Annotated in this window: 20 protein-coding genes and 1 riboswitch; of the genes, 13 read left to right on the top strand and 7 right to left on the bottom strand. The window is 65.9% G+C overall.

Annotated features, from left to right (window positions below):
• The first annotated feature begins 208 nt into the window (after window positions 1–208).
• The 7 genes from ACZ2IA_RS10850 to ACZ2IA_RS10820 all read left to right on the top strand — a co-directional run bounded on the left by ACZ2IA_RS10850 (window position 209) and on the right by ACZ2IA_RS10820 (window position 5,329).
• On the top strand, window positions 209–583 hold the full coding sequence (locus ACZ2IA_RS10850; protein ID WP_470292595.1) for a hypothetical protein: 375 nt from the start codon (window positions 209–211) through the stop codon (window positions 581–583).
• Entirely contained in the window at window positions 580–1,692 is a 1,113-nt protein-coding gene (locus ACZ2IA_RS10845; protein ID WP_470292594.1) for a putative porin, read from the top strand. The genes ACZ2IA_RS10850 and ACZ2IA_RS10845 overlap by 4 nt, the downstream gene beginning before the upstream one ends.
• Before the next feature lie 25 nt (window positions 1,693–1,717).
• Window positions 1,718–2,788 (top strand): ABC transporter substrate-binding protein, encoded by a 1,071-nt coding sequence (locus ACZ2IA_RS10840; RefSeq protein ID WP_470292593.1) that lies wholly within the window; start codon window positions 1,718–1,720, stop codon window positions 2,786–2,788.
• A gap of 291 nt (window positions 2,789–3,079) precedes the next feature.
• The gene (locus ACZ2IA_RS10835) at window positions 3,080–3,709 is read left to right on the top strand and encodes an ABC transporter permease (protein WP_470292592.1); all 630 of its coding nucleotides are present in this window, start codon (window positions 3,080–3,082) and stop codon (window positions 3,707–3,709) included.
• A 12-nt stretch (window positions 3,710–3,721) separates the two neighbouring features.
• Window positions 3,722–4,081 carry an ABC transporter permease family protein gene (locus ACZ2IA_RS10830; RefSeq protein ID WP_470292591.1) on the top strand — a complete coding sequence of 120 codons (360 nt, stop codon included), beginning with the start codon at window positions 3,722–3,724 and terminating at the stop codon, window positions 4,079–4,081.
• 18 nt (window positions 4,082–4,099) lie between these two features.
• The gene (locus tag ACZ2IA_RS10825) at window positions 4,100–4,486 is read left to right on the top strand and encodes an ABC transporter permease (RefSeq protein WP_470292590.1); all 387 of its coding nucleotides are present in this window, start codon (window positions 4,100–4,102) and stop codon (window positions 4,484–4,486) included.
• Between the two features lie 21 nt (window positions 4,487–4,507).
• Complete coding sequence (locus ACZ2IA_RS10820; protein WP_470292589.1) at window positions 4,508–5,329, top strand: ABC transporter ATP-binding protein; 822 nt, start codon at window positions 4,508–4,510, stop codon at window positions 5,327–5,329.
• Window positions 5,330–5,620: 291 nt separating this feature from the next.
• On the opposite strand, the gene ACZ2IA_RS10815 is transcribed toward ACZ2IA_RS10820, so the two are convergent.
• The 3 genes from ACZ2IA_RS10815 to ACZ2IA_RS10805 all read right to left on the bottom strand — a co-directional run bounded on the left by ACZ2IA_RS10815 (window position 5,621) and on the right by ACZ2IA_RS10805 (window position 7,885).
• Window positions 5,621–6,508 carry an EAL domain-containing protein gene (locus tag ACZ2IA_RS10815; RefSeq protein ID WP_470292588.1) on the bottom strand — a complete coding sequence of 296 codons (888 nt, stop codon included), beginning with the start codon at window positions 6,506–6,508 and terminating at the stop codon, window positions 5,621–5,623.
• Between the two features lie 111 nt (window positions 6,509–6,619).
• A complete protein-coding gene (locus ACZ2IA_RS10810) occupies window positions 6,620–7,258 on the bottom strand; it encodes a peroxiredoxin (RefSeq protein WP_470292587.1) in 639 nt (212 codons plus the stop codon).
• Window positions 7,259–7,615: 357 nt separating this feature from the next.
• Window positions 7,616–7,885, bottom strand: coding sequence for a hypothetical protein (locus ACZ2IA_RS10805; RefSeq protein ID WP_470292586.1), 270 nt, complete (start codon window positions 7,883–7,885; stop codon window positions 7,616–7,618).
• A gap of 83 nt (window positions 7,886–7,968) precedes the next feature.
• Between ACZ2IA_RS10805 and ACZ2IA_RS10800 the strand changes: the two genes are divergently transcribed.
• Together ACZ2IA_RS10800 and ACZ2IA_RS10795 are read left to right on the top strand one after the other, a co-directional pair.
• Window positions 7,969–8,424, top strand: coding sequence for a DUF1289 domain-containing protein (locus tag ACZ2IA_RS10800; protein ID WP_470292585.1), 456 nt, complete (start codon window positions 7,969–7,971; stop codon window positions 8,422–8,424).
• Window positions 8,425–8,617: 193 nt separating this feature from the next.
• A complete protein-coding gene (locus tag ACZ2IA_RS10795; RefSeq protein WP_470292584.1) occupies window positions 8,618–10,423 on the top strand; it encodes a methyl-accepting chemotaxis protein in 1,806 nt (601 codons plus the stop codon).
• A 66-nt stretch (window positions 10,424–10,489) separates the two neighbouring features.
• Here the strand turns inward: ACZ2IA_RS10795 and ACZ2IA_RS10790 are convergent, their stop codons facing one another.
• Complete coding sequence (locus ACZ2IA_RS10790) at window positions 10,490–11,053, bottom strand: TMEM165/GDT1 family protein (RefSeq protein WP_470292583.1); 564 nt, start codon at window positions 11,051–11,053, stop codon at window positions 10,490–10,492.
• Between the two features lie 97 nt (window positions 11,054–11,150).
• A riboswitch (yybP-ykoY riboswitch) is annotated at window positions 11,151–11,250 on the bottom strand.
• A 124-nt stretch (window positions 11,251–11,374) separates the two neighbouring features.
• Here ACZ2IA_RS10790 and ACZ2IA_RS10785 point away from each other — a divergent pair.
• The gene (locus tag ACZ2IA_RS10785; RefSeq protein WP_470292582.1) at window positions 11,375–12,307 is read left to right on the top strand and encodes an alpha/beta hydrolase; all 933 of its coding nucleotides are present in this window, start codon (window positions 11,375–11,377) and stop codon (window positions 12,305–12,307) included.
• A 76-nt stretch (window positions 12,308–12,383) separates the two neighbouring features.
• On the opposite strand, the gene ACZ2IA_RS10780 is transcribed toward ACZ2IA_RS10785, so the two are convergent.
• Together ACZ2IA_RS10780 and mscL are read right to left on the bottom strand one after the other, a co-directional pair.
• Window positions 12,384–13,568 carry a class I SAM-dependent rRNA methyltransferase gene (locus tag ACZ2IA_RS10780; protein WP_470292581.1) on the bottom strand — a complete coding sequence of 395 codons (1,185 nt, stop codon included), beginning with the start codon at window positions 13,566–13,568 and terminating at the stop codon, window positions 12,384–12,386.
• A gap of 89 nt (window positions 13,569–13,657) precedes the next feature.
• Window positions 13,658–14,131 carry a large-conductance mechanosensitive channel protein MscL gene (gene mscL, locus ACZ2IA_RS10775; RefSeq protein ID WP_470292580.1) on the bottom strand — a complete coding sequence of 158 codons (474 nt, stop codon included), beginning with the start codon at window positions 14,129–14,131 and terminating at the stop codon, window positions 13,658–13,660.
• Window positions 14,132–14,487: 356 nt separating this feature from the next.
• Between mscL and ACZ2IA_RS10770 the strand changes: the two genes are divergently transcribed.
• Window positions 14,488–15,093 (top strand): CoA pyrophosphatase, encoded by a 606-nt coding sequence (locus ACZ2IA_RS10770; RefSeq protein WP_470292579.1) that lies wholly within the window; start codon window positions 14,488–14,490, stop codon window positions 15,091–15,093.
• 210 nt (window positions 15,094–15,303) lie between these two features.
• On the opposite strand, the gene nadC is transcribed toward ACZ2IA_RS10770, so the two are convergent.
• On the bottom strand, window positions 15,304–16,149 hold the full coding sequence (gene nadC, locus ACZ2IA_RS10765; RefSeq protein WP_470292578.1) for a carboxylating nicotinate-nucleotide diphosphorylase: 846 nt from the start codon (window positions 16,147–16,149) through the stop codon (window positions 15,304–15,306).
• A 95-nt stretch (window positions 16,150–16,244) separates the two neighbouring features.
• On the opposite strand from nadC, the gene ACZ2IA_RS10760 reads away from it, so the two are divergent.
• Entirely contained in the window at window positions 16,245–16,931 is a 687-nt protein-coding gene (locus ACZ2IA_RS10760; protein ID WP_470292577.1) for an energy-coupling factor ABC transporter permease, read from the top strand.
• Between the two features lie 41 nt (window positions 16,932–16,972).
• On the top strand, window positions 16,973–17,740 hold the full coding sequence (locus ACZ2IA_RS10755; RefSeq protein ID WP_470292576.1) for an ABC transporter permease: 768 nt from the start codon (window positions 16,973–16,975) through the stop codon (window positions 17,738–17,740).

The raw sequence follows: 17,740 nt of genomic DNA, 5'->3' as shown, positions 1-17,740 counted from the left end.
TTTTGCCGCCGCCCTTGTCCTGTCGCCATTGCAGCAGTCTGTTGCGGCCGAATGCTGCGATCGCAGCAATCGGGGCTGTTTATAGCGGGTTTTTCTAATAAAACAGACTGGCATGCTTTCTGCTTATATAGGCGGGAAAGCCACGATGAGGCCGGCGGCAACGTTCTGCCGGCCGATGCAATGACACTAAAAACAAGGGACATTCAGCATGACGACATCGACCCCACGCGCGCTGGTGGCGGCGCTCGCATTGGCAGGGATCGCCCCGGCGGCGCTGGCCGCCAGCAATGAAGAGCTGGAACAGCAGGTCAAGGCGCTGCAGCAAGCGGTCGCCGAGCTGCAGGCACAGCTGAAGGCGCAGAAGCCGGCTCCGACCGTCGCCAAGGCGCCGAAGCTGCCGGTCGCCACCGCCGTCGTCAACCCGCCCACCGAGCCGGCGCCGGTGGGCGCGCCGGAAGAGTACGCGACGCGCGACGACATCAACGGCCTGCAGGCCGATCTGGAAAACTTCAAGTACCAGGTGCAGCGCGACCCGACACCAAGACCGCTCAGTCGAGCCGCGCGCTCAACGTCAGCGGTGTGATCCAGACCAAGTTCACCACCAGCGACCAGGGCACTAATGTTTCGGGGGCGACGGGGCAGGGCAACGCGGTCAACAACCGCCACAGTACCTTCGACTTCGGCGCGGTGCAGGTGGCCTTTACCGGCAACCTGTACAAGGACTACGACGAGGGTCGCAACCTCGACTACACGCTGCGCTTCGGTACCTCGCCGCAGCAGGGCACCAACAACAGCTTCCTCAACCTGCTCGATGCCAACCTGACCTACAACTTCCTGCCGACGATCAGCCCCGATACGGCGCGCGCCGGCCTGACGTTCGGCCAACAGCTGTTGCCGTACGCCCAGGAAGTGCAGGCCACCGAAGACCTGAAGCCGACCATCAACAACGCCCAATACACTCTGCCGGGCAATATGGACCTGGCGCGGCGCCAGATCGGCCTGATCCTGCGTGGCGACCTCTCGCCGACCGTCGACTACGGCTACAACTACCGCGCGCCGCTGTTCTCGTACGCGCTCGGCGCGGTCAACGGCAATGGCCCGAACAAGCCGGACGACAACAGCGCCAAGGACTGGATCGGCCGGATCGCGTTCACGCTGCCGTCCGACTACAACTCCTGGCTGCGTCAGCTGACGCTCGGTGCGTCGATCTACAAGGGCACGCAGAACCTGTTCGTCGGCGCGGCCAACAGCCTGGTCGGCACCGGTCGCAAGGACCGCTACGGGCTCGACCTGGCGTACAACCACCACCCGATCGGCATCACCTACGAGTACAACGTCGGCCGCGATGCGACCGCCAGCGGCACCGCGCAGAACTTCAGTATCGGCGAGCGCCGCAGCGTCGCGCACACCGCCACGCTGTTCTACAACATCGGCGAACAGTTCGTGAAGGGCTACCGCGCCCAGGGCCGTTTCGACGACTGGTGGCCGAAGTCCTACCAGCCGTTCTACCGCTTCGACCGCTACGACCCGAACGTGAACGTGGCGCACGACCGTACCGACATCCACACGCTGGGTCTCAACATCTTCTTCGCCGAGACTACCAAGTTCCAGCTCAACCTGAACCACACGATCGACCAGCTCAACAACCGCACCACCAACGACTTGCTGGCCCAGTTCCAGTTCGGCTTCTGATTCAACGATTTTTGAGGACCCCACGATGATTTCACTGACCCGACGCCTGTTTCTCGCCGGCCTGGCGCTGGCCGTTGTCGCCCCGAGCTTCGCCGCCGAGCTGCCCAAGGTGATCCGCCTGGGCTCACCCTTGGTCGGCACCGGCAACCGCCCGGTCGGCGCCGGCAACTCGTTCGCCAACGTGCAGATCAAGGGCCTGCTGGAGCAGGAGTTTCAGAAGGACGGTATCAAGATCGAGTGGAACAATTTCCGCGGTGCCGGCCCGGCGCTGAACGAGGCGGTCGCCAACGGCCTGCTCGACGTGTTCTGGGAGGGGGACCTGCCGGCCATCATCGGCCGTTCCGGCGGCCTGAAGACCAAGTTGCTGCTGGCCAACGGCCGCAGCTCCAACCTGTACCTGGCGGTACCTGCCGACTCGCCGGCCAAGACCCTCGACGACCTGAAGGGCAAGAAGGTGGCGGTGTTCAAGGGTACCGCGGTGCAACTGGCCGCCGGCAAGATCTACGCCAAGCATGGCCTCTCCGAGCGCGACTTCAAGTCGATCAATATGGACACTGCTACGGGTAACGCGGCCTTGACCACCAAGGACGTCGACGCGGTGTGGAGCTCCAGCAGCATCCTGACCCTGGAAGACCGAGGCGTGGCGCGGGTGGTCTACACCACCCGCAAGGACCCGCAGGCGCAGAGCCTGAACATGCAGGACTATGTATTCGCCACCGAGGAATTCGAGAAGAAATACCCGGAAGTGGTGCAGCGCATCGTCAACGTGCTGGTGAAGGAAGCGGCCTGGGCTTCTGACGAGAAGAACCGCAACGCGCTGTTCCAGCTGTGGGCGAAGAGCGGCGTGCCGTTCAGCGCCTTCAAGCGCGATGCCGAGGGCGTGTCGCAGCGGGAGGTGCAGAGCCCGCTGCTTGACGACTACTTCGTCGCGCTGACCCGCAACAACTTCAGCGAGGCGCAGAAGCTCAAGTTGTTGCGCGGCAACCTGGACGTGTCGGCCTGGCTGGAGCCGAAGTACTTGAACAACGCGCTCAAGACTCAGGGGCTCGGGAACTACTGGAAACCGCTGGACGTGAAAGGCAGCGCCAAGCTGTAAACCAGCGCGAGCCTCCGCCGCCGGTTCGGCCAAGCTCGGCCGGACCGCAGCGGTGGCCGGGTCCGACTGTCTTCGTTTCTGTCTAGCTGGAGTGTTTGTCATGACGTCTATTCCCCGCCCTGCCAGCGCACTGCGCCTGCTGCCGGTGCTGATAGGCTACCTGGCGGCGTTGCCGCGTTGCTTGTTGGCCCTGTTGTTGCCGCTGGGGCTGTTGCTGCTGTGGCAGCTGGCGGCCGAGCAGCAGTGGGTCAGTAGCCAGCGCTGCCGCCGCCGGCGCAGGTGCGCGATACCTTGCTCGACCTGTATGCCAGCGGCGAGCTGGCCAGCCACCTCGGCATCAGTCTCGCGCGGGTGCTGTGGGGCTTCGCCGCCGGCGGCGCGGCCGGGCTGCTGCTCGGCTTGGCGATGGGCCTGTCGCCGCGCGTCGAGGCCTATCTGTTTCCCAGCTTCAAGGCGATCAGCCTGGTGCCGGTGATCGGCTGGGTGCCGCTGTTCATCCTGTTCGTCGGCATCGAGGAGTCGCTGAAGGTGCTGGTGATCGCCAAGGCGGTGATGGTGCCGGTGGCGATCAATGCGATGAAGGGCATCCGCAACGTGCCGGTCGGCTTCTTCGAGGTGGCGCGGCTGTACCGATTCAGCCTGTGGCGCACCGTGCGCAAGGTGGTGCTGCCCGCCGCGCTGCCTAGCCTGGCCAACGGTCTGCGCCTCGGCCTGTCGAACGCCTGGATGGCGCTGGTGGCGGTCGAGCTGCTCGCGTCGAGCGAGGGCATCGGCTACCTGATGGTGTATGGCCGCCAGCTGTTCCAGCTGGACCTGGTGATGGCGACGATGGTGGTGATCGGCGTGGTCGGGTTGGCGCTCGATCAGGGCCTGCAACTGCTCGAACGCCGCCTGCTGTCCTGGCGCAACAGCGCGTACTGAGAGGGCTCCACGATGTCGCAAAGCATTAGCAAGTTCGACCCGCGCGGCCTGGTGCTGCCGCTGTTGCTGATCGCGCTGTGGTGGGCGTCGGCGCACTGGAGCTGGGCCGATACCCGGCTGGTGGTGCCGCCGGTCGACGTGGTGGCGTACGCCCGCGAGCAGTTCGTCAGCGGCGAACTGGCGCTGGGCCTGGTGGCGAGCCTGGCGCGTGATCTGGCCGGTTTCGCGATCGGCGCCGGGGCGGGCCTGGTGATCGGTGCACTGCTGGCGTTGTCGCCCTTGGCCGACCGGCTGGCCGGACCATCGCTGCATGCGGTCAAGCAGGTCGCGCTGTTCGCCTGGATCCCGCTGATCTCGGTGTGGTTTGGCTAGGGCGAGCCGGCCAAGCTGGTGTTCATCGCCTTGGCGACGCTCTACCCGGTGCTGTTCAACACCTACGAGGGCATCAAGAGCGTGCGTCGCGAGTTGGCCGAAGTGACGCGGGTGTTCGGCTTCAGCCGCCGTCAGACGCTGGCCCGGCTGATCCTGCCCGGCGCCAGCCCGCAGATCTTCGCCGGCCTGCACCTGGGGCTGATCTTCAGCTGGCTCGGCACCATCGGCGCCGAGTACTACCTGAAGGTGGCACCCGGCGTCTCGACGCCGCTGATCGACGGTCGCGAGCATTTCGAGATGGCTCGCGTGCTGTACGGCATGGTGCTGATCGGTTTGGTCGGCGCGCTGCTCAACGCGGCCGCCACCCGGCTGGAGCAGCGCGTGCTGCGCTGGCGCCCTCGCTAACCGTATTTGGAAGGAAACCGCATGAGCGCCATTGGCACCCTCAGTCTCCAGCATCTGAACAAGTCCTACCCGGTGAAGGGCCAAGCCCTGCCGGTGCTGGAAGACATCAGTCTCGACATCCGACCCGGCGAGTTCATCAGCATCGTCGGCAGCAGCGGCTGCGGCAAGTCGACGCTGCTGCGCTTGCTGATCGGCCTGGAAGACCAGTTCGACGGCGAGATCCTGCTCGACGGCCAGCCGGTGAAGGGGCCGAGCCTGGAGCGCGGCATCGTGTTCCAGGATCACCGGCTGTTCCCGTGGCTGACGGTGGAGCAGAACGTCGCGCTGGCACTGGAAAACCGTCCGCTGTCCGAGACGGACAAGCGCGACACCATCGCCCGGCATATCGAGCTGGTCGGGCTGACCGGTTTCGAGAAGGCCTACCCGCACCAGCTCTCCGGCGGGATGAGCCAGCGAGTGGCGATCGCCCGGGGTCTCGTCAACCGGCCGCGCATCCTGCTGCTCGACGAGCCGTTCGGTGCACTCGATGCCTTGACCCGCGCCCATCTGCAGGTGGAGCTGCAACGCATCTGGCAGGCCGAGGGCATCACCACCGTGCTGGTCACCCACGACGTCGACGAGGCGGTGTTCCTCGGCGACCGGGTGGTGGTGATGCAGCCGCGCCCCGGGCGGATCCGCCGCATCGTGCCGGTTCCACTGCCATACCCGCGGATGCGCGGCGACGCACGGCTGGCGGCGATCCGCGACGACATCCTCGGCGACTTCTCCGACGCGCCGCGCGAGACGCTGGTCGAGCCGGCGCCGCTGCCGCAGCGCTTCGAGGATTTCGTGCTCGCCTGGTAAGGCAGTTTCACCGCACGCTGCCGGGCAGGGCGCGGTCGTGCCGATCAAGGAGTTTCACTATCTGAGTGAGCCGGCGCAGTCCGACGCGATCCGCATTAAGGGACGCTGGCGCGGTTCTTTGAAACGCTCTGCGTCGGCCGTCGTGCTGGCGGTACGCCAACTCGAACGGCAGGCTAGGCTGGTCCGACCGGCAATCGGTCGGGCCATTGGAGGAAGGAAGAAACAAAGACGGGCCGGTGCGCAGTTTGGCACCGGCCCGCTGCTGCCCGCATGGTAAAGCGGGAAGGGCGCTTAACGCCCCTGTCCGGCGCTGTACTGCAGCGTTTCGATCGGCATCGCCAGGTGGAAGCCCTGCGCGTAGTCGCAACCGGCGTGCCGCGCGATGTCGAGCTGCCGGCCGCTTTCGATGCCTTCGCTGATCACCCGCGCGCCGTGCAGGTGCAGGATCTCGACCAGTTGTGCCAGCGTATCGCGTAGGGCCGGGCGCATCAGCGCCAGCCGCATCAGCCGCTTGTCGAGCTTCACATAGTCCGGCTCCAGCAACCAGACCCGCTCCAGGTTGGACGCGCCCTGACCGAAGTCGTCGAGCGCGATCCGAAAGCCGAGCTGACGATAGCTGCGCACCGCTTCCTGCAGCCGCACAGGGTCGCTGACCGCGTCTTCGACCACCTCCAGACAAATCTGCCGGGCCGGCACGCCCAGTGCGTCGAGCACGTCGGCAAAATAGCTGCCGTGGGTTTCGCCGACGTTGACCAGGTGCTGGGCGTTGACGTTGAGGAACAGCGACAGGTTGGACGGCGGCGATTGGCGCAGGAAATTCAACAGGTGCAGGCTACGCAGCAGTCGGTCGAGGAAGACGGTGCGCTTCGGGGAGGTTTCCGCGGCGAATATCAGCGTCGGTGGAAACTGGCTGCCGGAGCGGTCGGCCACCCGCGCCAGTGCTTCGAGCGCGTACGGGGCCAGGGCGTCGCCCTGTAGCGAGAAGATCGGCTGGAACACGCTGCGAAAACGCCAGTCCTCGTGGTGCGCACCGATCCGGTTCGGGTGCTGGGTCAGCGGGGCGCTTTCGAAACCGTGGCGGGCGAGCAAGCGGTTGATGTAGTCGAGCTTCGCCGTGTCGATAACCGGCTGGTCGCTTACCGCGTTGTCGCCGGGCAGCCGGGTGAGGACGTGGTCCATGGCGTGATCCTGCGGCGCTAGGCCGTCTAAAAAATTGGCCGAACGCGGTGTTCGGCCCAAAGTTATCGAGAGGAGAAAAGAAGCTTACCTGTCATCGGATAGAGGGACTCCTTAGCGGTTGGGCTGCGGGGTCAGCCGCAGGTAGGGGTGCACGGCACGGTAGCCGCGCGGAAATTTTTCGCGGATCACCGCCTCGTCCTGCAGCGACGGCACGATCACCACTTCATCACCGTCCTGCCAGTTGGCCGGGGTGGCGACGCTGTGATGGTCGGTCAGCTGCAGCGAGTCGATCACCCGCAGGATCTCGTTGAAGTTGCGACCGGTGCTGGCCGGGTAGGTGAGGGTGAGGCGCACCTTCTTGGCCGGGTCGATCACGAATACCGAGCGCACCGTGTGGGTGCTGCTGGCGTTCGGGTGGATCAGGCCGTAGAGCTCGGACACCTTGCGGTCGGCGTCGGCGATGATCGGGAAATTGACCGTGGTGTTCTGCGTCTCGTTGATGTCGCCGATCCACTTCTTGTGGGCGTCGACCGGGTCGACCGACAGCGCGATCGCCTTGACGTTGCGGCGTGCGAACTCGTCCTTCAGCTTGGCGGTCGCGCCGAGCTCGGTGGTGCACACCGGGGTGAAATCGGCCGGGTGCGAGAACAGCACGCCCCAGTGGTCGCCGAGCCACTCGTAGAAGTGGATCGGGCCCTCACTGGATTCCTGGGTGAAGTCCGGTGCGGTATCGCCAAGTCGCAAACTCATCGTTATCTCCAAGCTGGGTGGAAGAGCCATCGATGGGGCAACTATACGTCATGGTTATTATTTCTTAAAATGATGAAATCTAATCATTAAATAACCATTTGTTCTTATTTGGGGTGTGCTTCAGCCTCGAGAAGTGGCAGCTAGCTTGGTCGAAGATAGGGTCAGATCAGCCGACAAGGCCGGCGGCTCCGCGCCTCATCAGCGCCGAGGAAAGGCCGCGTGACTACTCCGGATCGGGGGGGTGGCGAGACAGCAGGGAGATCCGCAGAGCGGTTGCCGGACGGTGGGCCGGGCTGGGGCATTGCGCCGGGACGTGGCACAATGCGTCGGACTGCAAGAGCGAGTAAGGCGTACGCCTCAGGCCGGGTCGAGGTAGTCGTAGCCGGCCCAGTCGAGCGCGTAGCCGCGCTGGTTGCGGGCCGCCTGAACCAGGCGCACCAAGCCGGTACGCCCCATGTAGTCGAGCTGTTCGAGAATGGTTTCGGTGCTGTATCCGCCGGACGATTCCCGCGTCAGTTCGCGCAGCAATCGGCGTTCGTCGACGAACTGTGTGCTCAGCCGCTTGATCAGTTGCAGTATGCGGAAAATCAGAAACTCGTTGCGGGCCATTGCGAGTTGAACAGACATGAAGAATATGTGACACGTTCGTTATCTGTCATAAACAATCACCCCGTCAAGATTTGTGAACGTAATATTTCATTGTGGATACGATGACGCCATCCCTGTCGGCCAATGATTCGCCGTGCATTGCCCTGTGCTCGACCGCACTGGGCGACAACGTCTGCCGCGGCTGCGGGCGTACCTTCATCGAGGTGGCCGAGTGGAGCGCCTTGTCGGCGGCCGACAAATCGGCGATCTGGGCCAGTCTGCCGGCCCGTTGCCATGCGATCGCGGTGGCGGCCTGTCTGGGGCAGACGCTGGAGCAGTTGGACGTCGACGGCGCCGGTGCCGAGTGGGCGAGGTTGACGCATCCGAGTGCCGGCATCGTGCGCTTCGCGCTACGCGAGGTGGGTGGCTGGCAGCTGTGGGCACGCTGCGCCGATGCGCCGCCTGCCTGCGTGGGCACGGCGCTGCCGGATGACGGGCGTCTGGCCGAGACCGCCGCGCGGCAGCTGGTCGAGTGGTTGCGCGCCGGGCGGGCATCGGTAATGTCTGACTCGGTCTGAAGCTGTCTTTGTCCGTCCACGGCAAAGGGCCGGCGCGAGCGCCGGCCCATTCTTTTTATCCCTGTTAATACTATGGCTATTACGAAGCATCCGGGGTATAAAATGCGCTAGTCATGCTTAAGGAAACCGGTAAGAATGGGCCGGTTGCTCAATATAAAGAAAGCGCTCAGCGCAAACCGGAGGGATGGACGGCATGGAGTGGTTCTGGAAGCTGTATACCTGGGTGGAACGGACGTTCTGGAATTCGCTGACCAAAAAGCTGTGTAGTTTCTTTTTCATCAGCCTGTTCCAGCTGGCGATGGTCGGCTTCATGTACTACCTGCTGCAGGATGTGCGCGGCCTGCTGCACGGCCAGAAGCTCGATGCGGTGACGCTGGCGCAGATCGAGGCGCGCATCGACAGCGGCCTGATCTGGATCGGGGCGCTCTGGCTGCTGTCGTTCCTGTTCATCGCCGGCATGGTGGCCTACCTGCGCTATCTGATCGTGCGGCCGCTCGAGCGCATCATCGCGATCTTCCGCGAGATCGGTGCCGGCCAGGGCGATCTGTCGCGCGACATCCCGGCGATCACGCACGACGAAATCCGCGAGCTGTCCGAGTCGTACAATGTGTTCCTGAAGAAGATGCGCGAGATCATCACCAATGTGCGGCTGATGACGATCCGCATCGCGATGGACTCGACCCGCACCCGACAGAACGTCGGCGAATCGCTCGGTAGTGCCCGCCGTCAGGACGCGCTGGCGAGCGAAGTGCAGTCGTCCAGCGACCAGACCACCCACGGCATCAACCAGGTCAGCGAGCAGACCCAGGCGATTTCTGGCAGCACCGCGGTCAACCTGGAAGTGGCGCGTACCTCGTACGGTGAGTTGCAGGAGGTGACCGAGCGGATCGTGCAGATCAGCGAGCGGGTCGGTCGCTTCAACGTCACCGTCGACGATCTGAACCAGCGGTCGGCCAGCATCAAGACCATCGTCGACCTGATCAAGGACATCTCCGACCAGACCAATCTGCTGGCGCTGAACGCCGCGATCGAGGCGGCCCGGGCCGGCGAGCAGGGGCGCGGCTTCGCGGTGGTGGCGGACGAGGTGCGCAAGTTGGCCGAACGGGTGAAATCGGCGACCAACGAGATTTCCGGCAACATCGACGGCATGCTCTCGCTGGTGTCGGAAACGCAGCGCGAGACCAACCAGATCACCAGCGACACCGAGGTGGCGCGCGACGTGGTCGCCAAGGCCTCGCAGCACTTCGGCAAGATCGTCGGCGACTACGAGCAGACCGTCGACAGCCTGTCCGAGATCGCTCAGACGATGGAGGTGTTCGCGCAGACCAACCGCCAGGTCAACATCAACGTCACCGACATCCACCAGCTCGGCCAGCAGGTGACCGAGCGGCTGATGCGCACCGAGGAGGTGTCGGCCAAGTTGGCCAAAGCGTCCGAGGACGTGCAGGACACGGTGTTCCGTTTCATCGTCGGCGAGGGCGAATTCCACCACATCATGGGCGCGGCACGCCGCACCCGCGACGAGCTGCAGCGCCTCTTGGAGCGCCACGCCGCCAGCGGCCTGAACCTATTCGACCAGGACTTCAAGCCGGTGCAGGGTACCGAGCCGACCAAGTACCGCACCAGCTACGACGCCAAGGTGGAGGGCGAGCTGCAGCCGCTGTTCGACCGACTGGTGCGCGAGGTGGACGGCGGGCGCTTCTGCCTGGCGGTCGACAGCCGTGGCTACGCGCCGACTCACAACAGCTTCCTGTCCAAGTCCCCGACCGGCAACGCCGAGAAGGACCTGGCCGAGAGCCGCGACAAGCGGCTGTTCAACGATCCGGTCAGCCTGCGCGCCGCGGCGAACAGCAAGTCGTTCCTGCTGCAGACCTACGCGCGCGATACCGGCGAGATCCTCACCGAGATCGATCTGCCGATCAGCGTGGGCGGCCGGCATTGGGGTTCGTTGCGCTTCGGCTTCGACCCGACCAAGCTGCTCGAGGGCCTCAAGGGCTGAGCGTTCGGCCAACGTGGCCGCGAAGTCGGGCAAAAGGCGACCGTGCGGTCGCCTTTTTTCATGGATTTACTGCAGCGGCAGCCACAGCGTCGCGACGCCCAGACCGGCGAACAACGCCGCGGCGATGCCGTGCACCAGCCGGGTCGGCAGCGCCTTGGCGGCGCGATCACCGAGGTACACCGCCGGCACGTTGGCCAGCATCATGCCGAGCGTGGTGCCGAGCACCACCAGCGTCAGCGAGTCGAACCGGGCGGCCAGCGCCACGGTGGCGATCTGGGTCTTGTCGCCCATCTCGGCGAGGAAGAACGCGATCACCGTGGTGCCGAACACGCCGAAACGGTCGAACAGCCGGGTGTTTTCGTCGAGCTTGTCCGGGATCATCATCCACGCCGCCATCGCGAAGAACGAGCCGGCCAGGATCCAGCGCATCCAGTGCGGGCCGACGGCGGCCATGATCCACTGACCGACCGCGGCGGCGATGAAATGGTTGAGCACGGTCGACACCAGAATGCCGAGCACGATCGGTACCGGTTTCTTGAAACGAGCGGCCAGGAGCAGGGCCAACAGTTGGGTCTTGTCACCGATTTCGGCGAGCGAGACGATGCCGGCGGAGATGAGCAGGGCTTCCATGAGAGGGTGGGTTTCCTTCGGGGCTGCACTTGACGACACCATGACGCGACCCGCGCGGGCAGCCCCTCGGCAGCGCGGATGCGTCATGGGTCTTGCCAAACCGCGTCGCGGTCGCGTGCACCATGGCCTGGCGGCCAAGTCTGTTGATACACGCCCGGGCTGTCGCGCCCGGAGGCTACTCCCCCAAAGACCGGCGTAGGGTAGCCGAACTGGCCGGGCCGGGCAATCGTTAGAGCGAGTTTGGCTGGCGGGCCGGCGCGGCGCGCGTATCTCAAGGTGAGAGGCGCAATACGCCGCATCCCTTCCGACGCCGGAGGTCCCATGGCCAGACTCGTCCGCCTGCTGACGTTCGTCCTATTGCTGGCCAGCCTGGCCGGCTGCGCACCGCTGACGGTGCTCGACTCGTGCACCCCGTACGGCACCTACCGCAGCGTGCCGAGCCTCGCCTACGGCGACGACCCGCGCCAGCGGCTCGACCTCTATCTGCCGCCGACGCCGCTGCCGGGCCATCCGGTGCTGCTGTTCTTCTACGGCGGCAGCTGGCAGCGCGGCGAACGGGCCGAGTACCGCTTCGTCGGCGAGGCGCTGGCGTCGCACGGCATCCTGACCGCGGTGGCCGACTACCGGCTCTATCCACAGGTGAGGTACCCCGCCTTCCTGCAGGACAGTGCGCTGGCGCTGCACTGGCTGCGCGGACACGCCGCCGACTACGGCGGCAACCCGCAGCGGATCTATCTCGCCGGCCATTCGGCCGGCGCCTACAACGCGCTGATGCTGGCGCTCGACCCGCGCTGGCGGAGCGGGGTGGGCGACAGCGGGGCGCTCGCCGGGGTGATCGGCCTGTCCGGCCCGTACGACTTCCTGCCGCCGACCAGCCCCTTGTTGAGGGCGATCTTCAACCGGCCTCCGGAAGACTGGTCCGCGATGCAACCGGTGGCGTACGTGCGGCCGCAGGTGCCGCCGGCGCTGTTGATCAGCGCGGACGAAGACAAGATCGTCGCGCCGCGCAACAGCACCACCTTGGCCGAACGGTTGCGGGCGGCGGGTAATACGGTGACGCTGCGTTTCTATCCGGGGCTGGGGCATGGACTGACGGTGGCGGTGCTGGGGCGGCCGTTGCGCGACAAGGCGCCGGTGCTCGACGAGGTGCTGCGGTTCGTCGGTGGCGAATCGGTGGGCGCTGTCGAGGCGGCAGGGCGCGGCACAGCGTTACAGCAGGCCGGCCAGACCGTCGGGGTCGCGGGGGCGCCCTGAACGGGGCCGGCGGATGGCGGGCATGGTGGGGCTTCCGAAATGAAAAGGGGCCGGCTTACGGCCAACCCCTGCTGCGTTAAACGCCCTTGCGGATCAACAGACCCTTCAGGTAGTCGCCCTCCGGGAAGGCGAGCGACACCGGGTGGTCGGGCGCCGGGGTGAAGCGCTCGACGATGCGCGCCTCGCAGCGCGCGTCGACCGCTGCGCCGGCGAGGATCTTCTGGAACAGCTCGGCGCTCATCCCGCCCGAACAGGTGAAGGTGGCGAGCAGGCCGCCCGGGCGCAGCAGCTTCAGGGCGAGCAGGTTGATGTCCTTGTAGGCGCGCGCCGCCTTCTCGACGTGTTGCGCGGTCGGCGCGAACTTCGGCGGGTCGAGGATGATCATGTCGAAGCTCTTGCCCTGGTCGCGCAACAGGCGCAGGTACTTGAACACGTCCGCTTCGACCCAGTCGGCACGGGCCTCGTCGAAGCCGTTCAGCGCCATGTTCTCGCGCGCGATCGCCAGCGCGTCGGCCGACGAGTCGACCGAGGTGACGTGCTTGGCGCCGTGGCGCAGCGCGTGCAGCGAGAAGCCGCCGGAGAAGCAGAAGCAGTTGAGCAGCTCGCGGCCGGCGGCGAGGCGGCCGAGCCGGTCGCGGTTGTCGCGCTGGTCGAGGTAGAAGCCGGTCTTCTGGCCGCCGACCACGTCGACCTTGAAGCGGAGGCCGTATTCGTCGAGCACCGGCGCGGCGTCGGGCAGCTTGCCGGCCAATAGGCCGGTGACCGGTGGCAGGCCTTCGAGCTCGCGCACGTCGACGTCGGAGCGCTCGTACACCGCCTGCGCGCCGGTCAGCGCCAGCAGCTGTTCGGCCAGGCTGTGTTTCCACAGCTCGGCGCCGGCCGACAGCGCCTGCATCACCAGCACCTGGTCGAAACGGTCGACCACTAGCCCGGGCAGGCCGTCCGACTCGCCGTGCACCAGGCGAACCCCGTTGCTGCCGGTGACGAGATCGTCGCGCAGCGCGATCGCCGCGGCGAGTCGGCTGTGGAAGAAGTCGGCGTCGATCGTGGCCGTTTCATCGAACGACCAGACGCGGGCGCGGATCTGCGAGGCCGGGCTGTACGCTGCCCAGCCGAGGAAGCGGCCGTCGAGTGCCTTGATCTGCACCGTGTCGCCGGCTTGCGGGTGGCCGTCGATGCGACCGATCGCGCCGGAAAACACCCAGGGGTGGCGGTTGAGCAGCGACTTCTCGCGGCCGGGTTTGATGATCAGCGTGTCCATGCGGCGTCTCGTAACGATAAACGGCCTGCGTAGTGCAGGCCGTTGTGTGTGGATTTGGCGGCGAGCTTAGTCGCGCGTGCCGGGCGCGGTCAAGCTGCTTGGCCGGCTTCCAGTTGCGAGGTGCACTGCGGGCAGCGGCAGGCCTTCAGCGGGATGGTCGACAGGCAGTATTGGCATTCCTTGGTAGTCACTTCGGCCAGTGCCGGTGCCTCTTCGCGCTTGAGGCGGTTGATCACCTTGACCAGCATGAAGATCGCGAACGCGACGATGGTGAAGCTGACTAGCGCGTTGATGAATAGGCCGATGTTCAGCGTCACCGCGCCAGCGGCCTTGGCAGCGGGGACCGATACGTACGGGCCGGCCTGCTTGGCGCCTTCTTTCAGCACGATGAACAGGTTGGAGAAGTCGACGTTGCCGATCAGCATGCCGATCGGCGGCATGATCACGTCGTCGACCAGGGACTTGACGATGGAGCCGAATGCGCCGCCGATCACGACACCGACCGCCAGGTCGATCACATTGCCGCGCATGGCAAATTCTTTGAATTCTTTGAACAGTGCCATCGCTGGAACTCCTTGGTGGGTGGGTGAGGTTGATAAATTATTCAATCTAGCCATGCCGAATGGTAAGCGATTGTTTGAATCACGCAAACCCAGGCGCGGTGAGGGCGGCTCAACCGCCGCCCGGCCCGGCCGATACTCTAGGCAGTGCCCCATGGCAGGGCTACTATCGTGACAGTCGGCGCTTACCCGGCCGGATCATTAAAGAAGCGCCGGGCGTACATCGCCCGGGGCAACAAGGACAACAACGCGTAGATGGACAGTCTGGCTTGTTTGAACGAGGCGGTATGTGCCGCCGTAGGGGAACCGGTCGTCACGATGGCCGGCAGGATTCAGCGATGTCATGGCGGGAGGGCCGCATGAGGTACGCGATGCGCCAGGACGAGGCGTCGCGCTGGTTGGCCGAACGACTGGCCGCGCCGGTGCGGGACGACCAGGCTGGTGCGCTGCCGCCGTCGATCCCGCTGACGGCGCCGCGTCCGGCGGCGGTGCTGATTCCGTTGCTATGGCATCCGGCCGCGCCGACCGTGCTCCTGACCCGGCGCGCCGAAAACCTGACCCAGCACCCGGGGCAGGTAAGTTTCCCCGGCGGCAAGCTCGACCCGCACGACGCCGGTCCGGTGGCGGCGGCGCTGCGCGAGGCGCACGAGGAGGTCGGCCTCGACGGCCGCGTGGTGCAGGTGGTCGGCACGCTGCCGCTCTACAACACCATCACCAATTACGCCGTCACCCCGGTGGTCGGCCTGATCGCGCCGCCGGTGCGGCTGACGCCGGCGCCGGGCGAGGTGGCCGAGGTGTTTGAGCTGCCGCTGGAGCTGGCGCTCGACCTGGCGCGCTACCGGCGCGAGCCGTTCGTGCGCAACGGCGAACAGCGCCACCTGCTGGTGCTCGATTTCGACGACCAGCGGGTGTGGGGCGCGACGGCGGCGATGCTGTACCGGCTGGCGCTGCAGCTGAGCGACTAGGCGCCACTAACAAAACCCTCCCGGCGTTGTTGCCCTGCCTTGCCGTACTACTTGTACTGTCTGCGGCAGCGCGCCTAGCCGGGACCGCTTCGCTGGGTTTTGTTAGCGACTCTAAGCGTCGCGGTCCCACCTAAGGTTGGCCGAACCGCCCGTGCCATACAAAACGCGCCCCGTGGGGCGCGTTGTCGTTTCGGCCAAATTGATTCCGCATCAGACCGCGAAGCGCATCGACAGGTCGATCGCCCGCACATCCTTGGTCAGCTTGCCGACCGAGATGCGGTCGACGCCAGTCTCGGCGATCGCGCGCAAGGTGGAGAGGTCGATGCCGCCGGACGCTTCGAGCTCGGCGCGGCCGGCGCTGCGGCGTACCGCCTCGCGCATCTCGTCGAGGCTCATATTGTCGAGCAGCACCAACTGGGCGCCGGCGGCGAGCGCCTCGTCGAGCTCGGCCAAGGTTTCCACCTCGACCTGCACCGTGACACCTTGCGGCGCCAGCGCGAACGCGGCCTGCAGTGCCGGCGCGATGCCGCCGGCGGCCATGATGTGGTTTTCCTTGATCAGGATGCCGTCGTACAGGCCGACCCGCTGGTTGACGCCGCCGCCGGCCGCCACCGCGTACTTCTGCGCCAGACGCAGGCCCGGCACTGTCTTGCGGGTGTCGAGGATGCGGGCGCGGGTGCCGGTCACCACGTCGACATAGCGGCGCGTCTCGCTCGCCACCGCCGACAGCAGCTGCAGGAAGTTCAGCGCCGTGCGCTCGCCGGTCAACAGCGCGCGCGCCGGGCCGTCGATCTCGCACAGCACGGTGTCGGGGGCGACCTGGCCGCCTTCGGCGACCAGCCAGTGTACCGACACGCTCGGGTCGATCTGGCGGAAGCACTCGTCGAACCAGGCCCGACCGCAGATTACCGCGGCTTCGCGGGCGACCACGGTGGCGTGGCCAACCGTGTCGGCGGCGATCAGCTGGGCGGTCCAGTCGGCTCGGCCGATGTCTTCGGTCAGCGCAAGGCTGACCTGCTGGGCGATCAGGTGGGCGGGCGGCAGGGCGGCGGGCATGGTGGTCTTCCGGGCAAAGCGACAAGGATAACTGCGGCGCGGCAGTGTGTCATTCGTGGCGCTCGGCCGGCTCTGTTATCATTCCGGCATAGCCCGTGCCTACCCTCGCAATGAACTTTACCGCCGCCCTGTTTCCCCCTTCCGTTCTACTGATCGCCGATGTGCTGGCGGGCGGTCTGCTCGGTCTGGCGGCCTGGCGGGTGCGCTGGCGCCAGCTGCCGGTGACTGCGCACAACGCCTGGCTCGGTGCCACCGTGCTGACGATGGTGATCTGGATGGTGCGCGGCGGCTATCTGCCCGGGCTCAGCTACCACCTGCTCGGCGCCACCGTGCTGACGCTGATGATGGGGCCGTGGCTGGCGCTATTGGCGTTGGCGCTGGTGATGCTGGTGCTGACCGGCTATGGCCTGGGCGACTGGCAGGCAGCGGGCCTGAGTTATCTGGTCAGCGTGGTGCCGCCGGTGGCGGTGAGTGCACTGGCGCTGAGGTTGACCGAACGCTTGCTGCCGCCCAATCTGTTCGTCTACATCCTGGGCAACGGCTTTCTCGCCGGTGGCGCCAGCTTCTTCGTCGCCGGTGCCTGCGGGGTGCTGACGCTGGCGCTGGCCGGCGCGTACCAGAGCGACTTCCTGCTCTTTGAGGCCTTGCCGTTCTATTTTCTGCTGTCGTGGTCGGAGGCGTTCACCTCCGGCCTGCTGATCGCGATACTGGTGGTGTACCGGCCGCACTGGGTGGCCACCTTCGACGACGAACGCTACCTTAACGACAAGCCCGACGACTAGGCCGGCCGGGCCGGCCCTTGCCCCCTGTTCGAGGAGACGCGATGCTGCCGCAACTGAGTTGGCGCTTTGTGCCGGTCTGGCGCCGCAACTTCCTGGTGTGGAAGAAGCTGGCGATTCCGTCGATGCTCGGCAACCTGGCCGATCCGATGCTCTACATGCTCGGCTTGGGCTTCGGCATCGGCTCGCTGCTGCCCTCGGTGGGCGGGGTGCCGTATATCCAGTTTCTGGCGGCCGGCACGGTGTGCTACAGCACGATGAACAGCGCCACCTTCGAGGCCTTGTACTCGGCGTTTTCGCGGATGCATGTACAGAAGACCTGGCTCGCGATCATCAACGCGCCGCTGACGGTCGACGACGTGGTGCTCGGCGAATGGCTGTGGGCGGCCAGCAAGAGCGTGCTGTCGGGGCTGGCGATCCTGTTGGTGATGGCGGTGCTCGGCCTGGTGAAGAGCGCGCTGGTGCTGTGGACCATCCCGCTGGTGGCGCTGTCGGGGCTGGCGTTTGCCGGCATGGGGCTGGTGGTCACCGCGGTGAGCCCGAGCTACGACTTCTTCATGTACTACTTCACGCTGGTGATCAGCCCGATGATGCTGCTCTCCGGCGTGTTCTTCCCGACCGAACAACTGCCTCTCTGGCTGCAGCACATCGCGCAGGTGCTGCCGCTGACCCACGTTATCCGGCTGGCGCGACCGCTGGTCAACGGCCAGTGGCCGGTCGGCGTGCTCGGCAGCCTGCTGGTGTTGGTCGGCTACTCGGTGGTGTCGTACACGCTGGCGGTGTGGCTGACCCGGCGTCGGCTGCTGAAATAG

It is taken from the genome of Crenobacter sp. CS_VA4, from assembly GCF_055597485.1.
This window is presented reverse-complemented; position numbering and strand designations above follow the sequence as displayed.

Excerpts from the sequence above, each read along its gene's own strand:
- ACZ2IA_RS10850 (WP_470292595.1), top strand. The coding sequence starts at position 209 with ATGACGACATCGACCCCACGCGCGCTGGTGGCGGCGCTCGCATTGGCA.
- nadC (WP_470292578.1), bottom strand. The coding sequence starts at position 16,149 with ATGCCCGCCGCCCTGCCGCCCGCCCACCTGATCGCCCAGCAGGTCAGC.
- ACZ2IA_RS10795 (WP_470292584.1), top strand. The coding sequence starts at position 8,618 with ATGGAGTGGTTCTGGAAGCTGTATACCTGGGTGGAACGGACGTTCTGG.
- ACZ2IA_RS10840 (WP_470292593.1), top strand. The coding sequence starts at position 1,718 with ATGATTTCACTGACCCGACGCCTGTTTCTCGCCGGCCTGGCGCTGGCC.
- ACZ2IA_RS10785 (WP_470292582.1), top strand. The coding sequence starts at position 11,375 with ATGGCCAGACTCGTCCGCCTGCTGACGTTCGTCCTATTGCTGGCCAGC.
- ACZ2IA_RS10805 (WP_470292586.1), bottom strand. The coding sequence starts at position 7,885 with ATGTCTGTTCAACTCGCAATGGCCCGCAACGAGTTTCTGATTTTCCGC.
- ACZ2IA_RS10780 (WP_470292581.1), bottom strand. The coding sequence starts at position 13,568 with ATGGACACGCTGATCATCAAACCCGGCCGCGAGAAGTCGCTGCTCAAC.
- ACZ2IA_RS10790 (WP_470292583.1), bottom strand. The coding sequence starts at position 11,053 with ATGGAAGCCCTGCTCATCTCCGCCGGCATCGTCTCGCTCGCCGAAATC.
- ACZ2IA_RS10770 (WP_470292579.1), top strand. The coding sequence starts at position 14,488 with ATGAGGTACGCGATGCGCCAGGACGAGGCGTCGCGCTGGTTGGCCGAA.
- ACZ2IA_RS10810 (WP_470292587.1), bottom strand. The coding sequence starts at position 7,258 with ATGAGTTTGCGACTTGGCGATACCGCACCGGACTTCACCCAGGAATCC.
- ACZ2IA_RS10815 (WP_470292588.1), bottom strand. The coding sequence starts at position 6,508 with ATGGACCACGTCCTCACCCGGCTGCCCGGCGACAACGCGGTAAGCGAC.
- mscL (WP_470292580.1), bottom strand. The coding sequence starts at position 14,131 with ATGGCACTGTTCAAAGAATTCAAAGAATTTGCCATGCGCGGCAATGTG.
- ACZ2IA_RS10820 (WP_470292589.1), top strand. The coding sequence starts at position 4,508 with ATGAGCGCCATTGGCACCCTCAGTCTCCAGCATCTGAACAAGTCCTAC.
- ACZ2IA_RS10755 (WP_470292576.1), top strand. The coding sequence starts at position 16,973 with ATGCTGCCGCAACTGAGTTGGCGCTTTGTGCCGGTCTGGCGCCGCAAC.
- ACZ2IA_RS10830 (WP_470292591.1), top strand. The coding sequence starts at position 3,722 with ATGTCGCAAAGCATTAGCAAGTTCGACCCGCGCGGCCTGGTGCTGCCG.
- ACZ2IA_RS10800 (WP_470292585.1), top strand. The coding sequence starts at position 7,969 with ATGACGCCATCCCTGTCGGCCAATGATTCGCCGTGCATTGCCCTGTGC.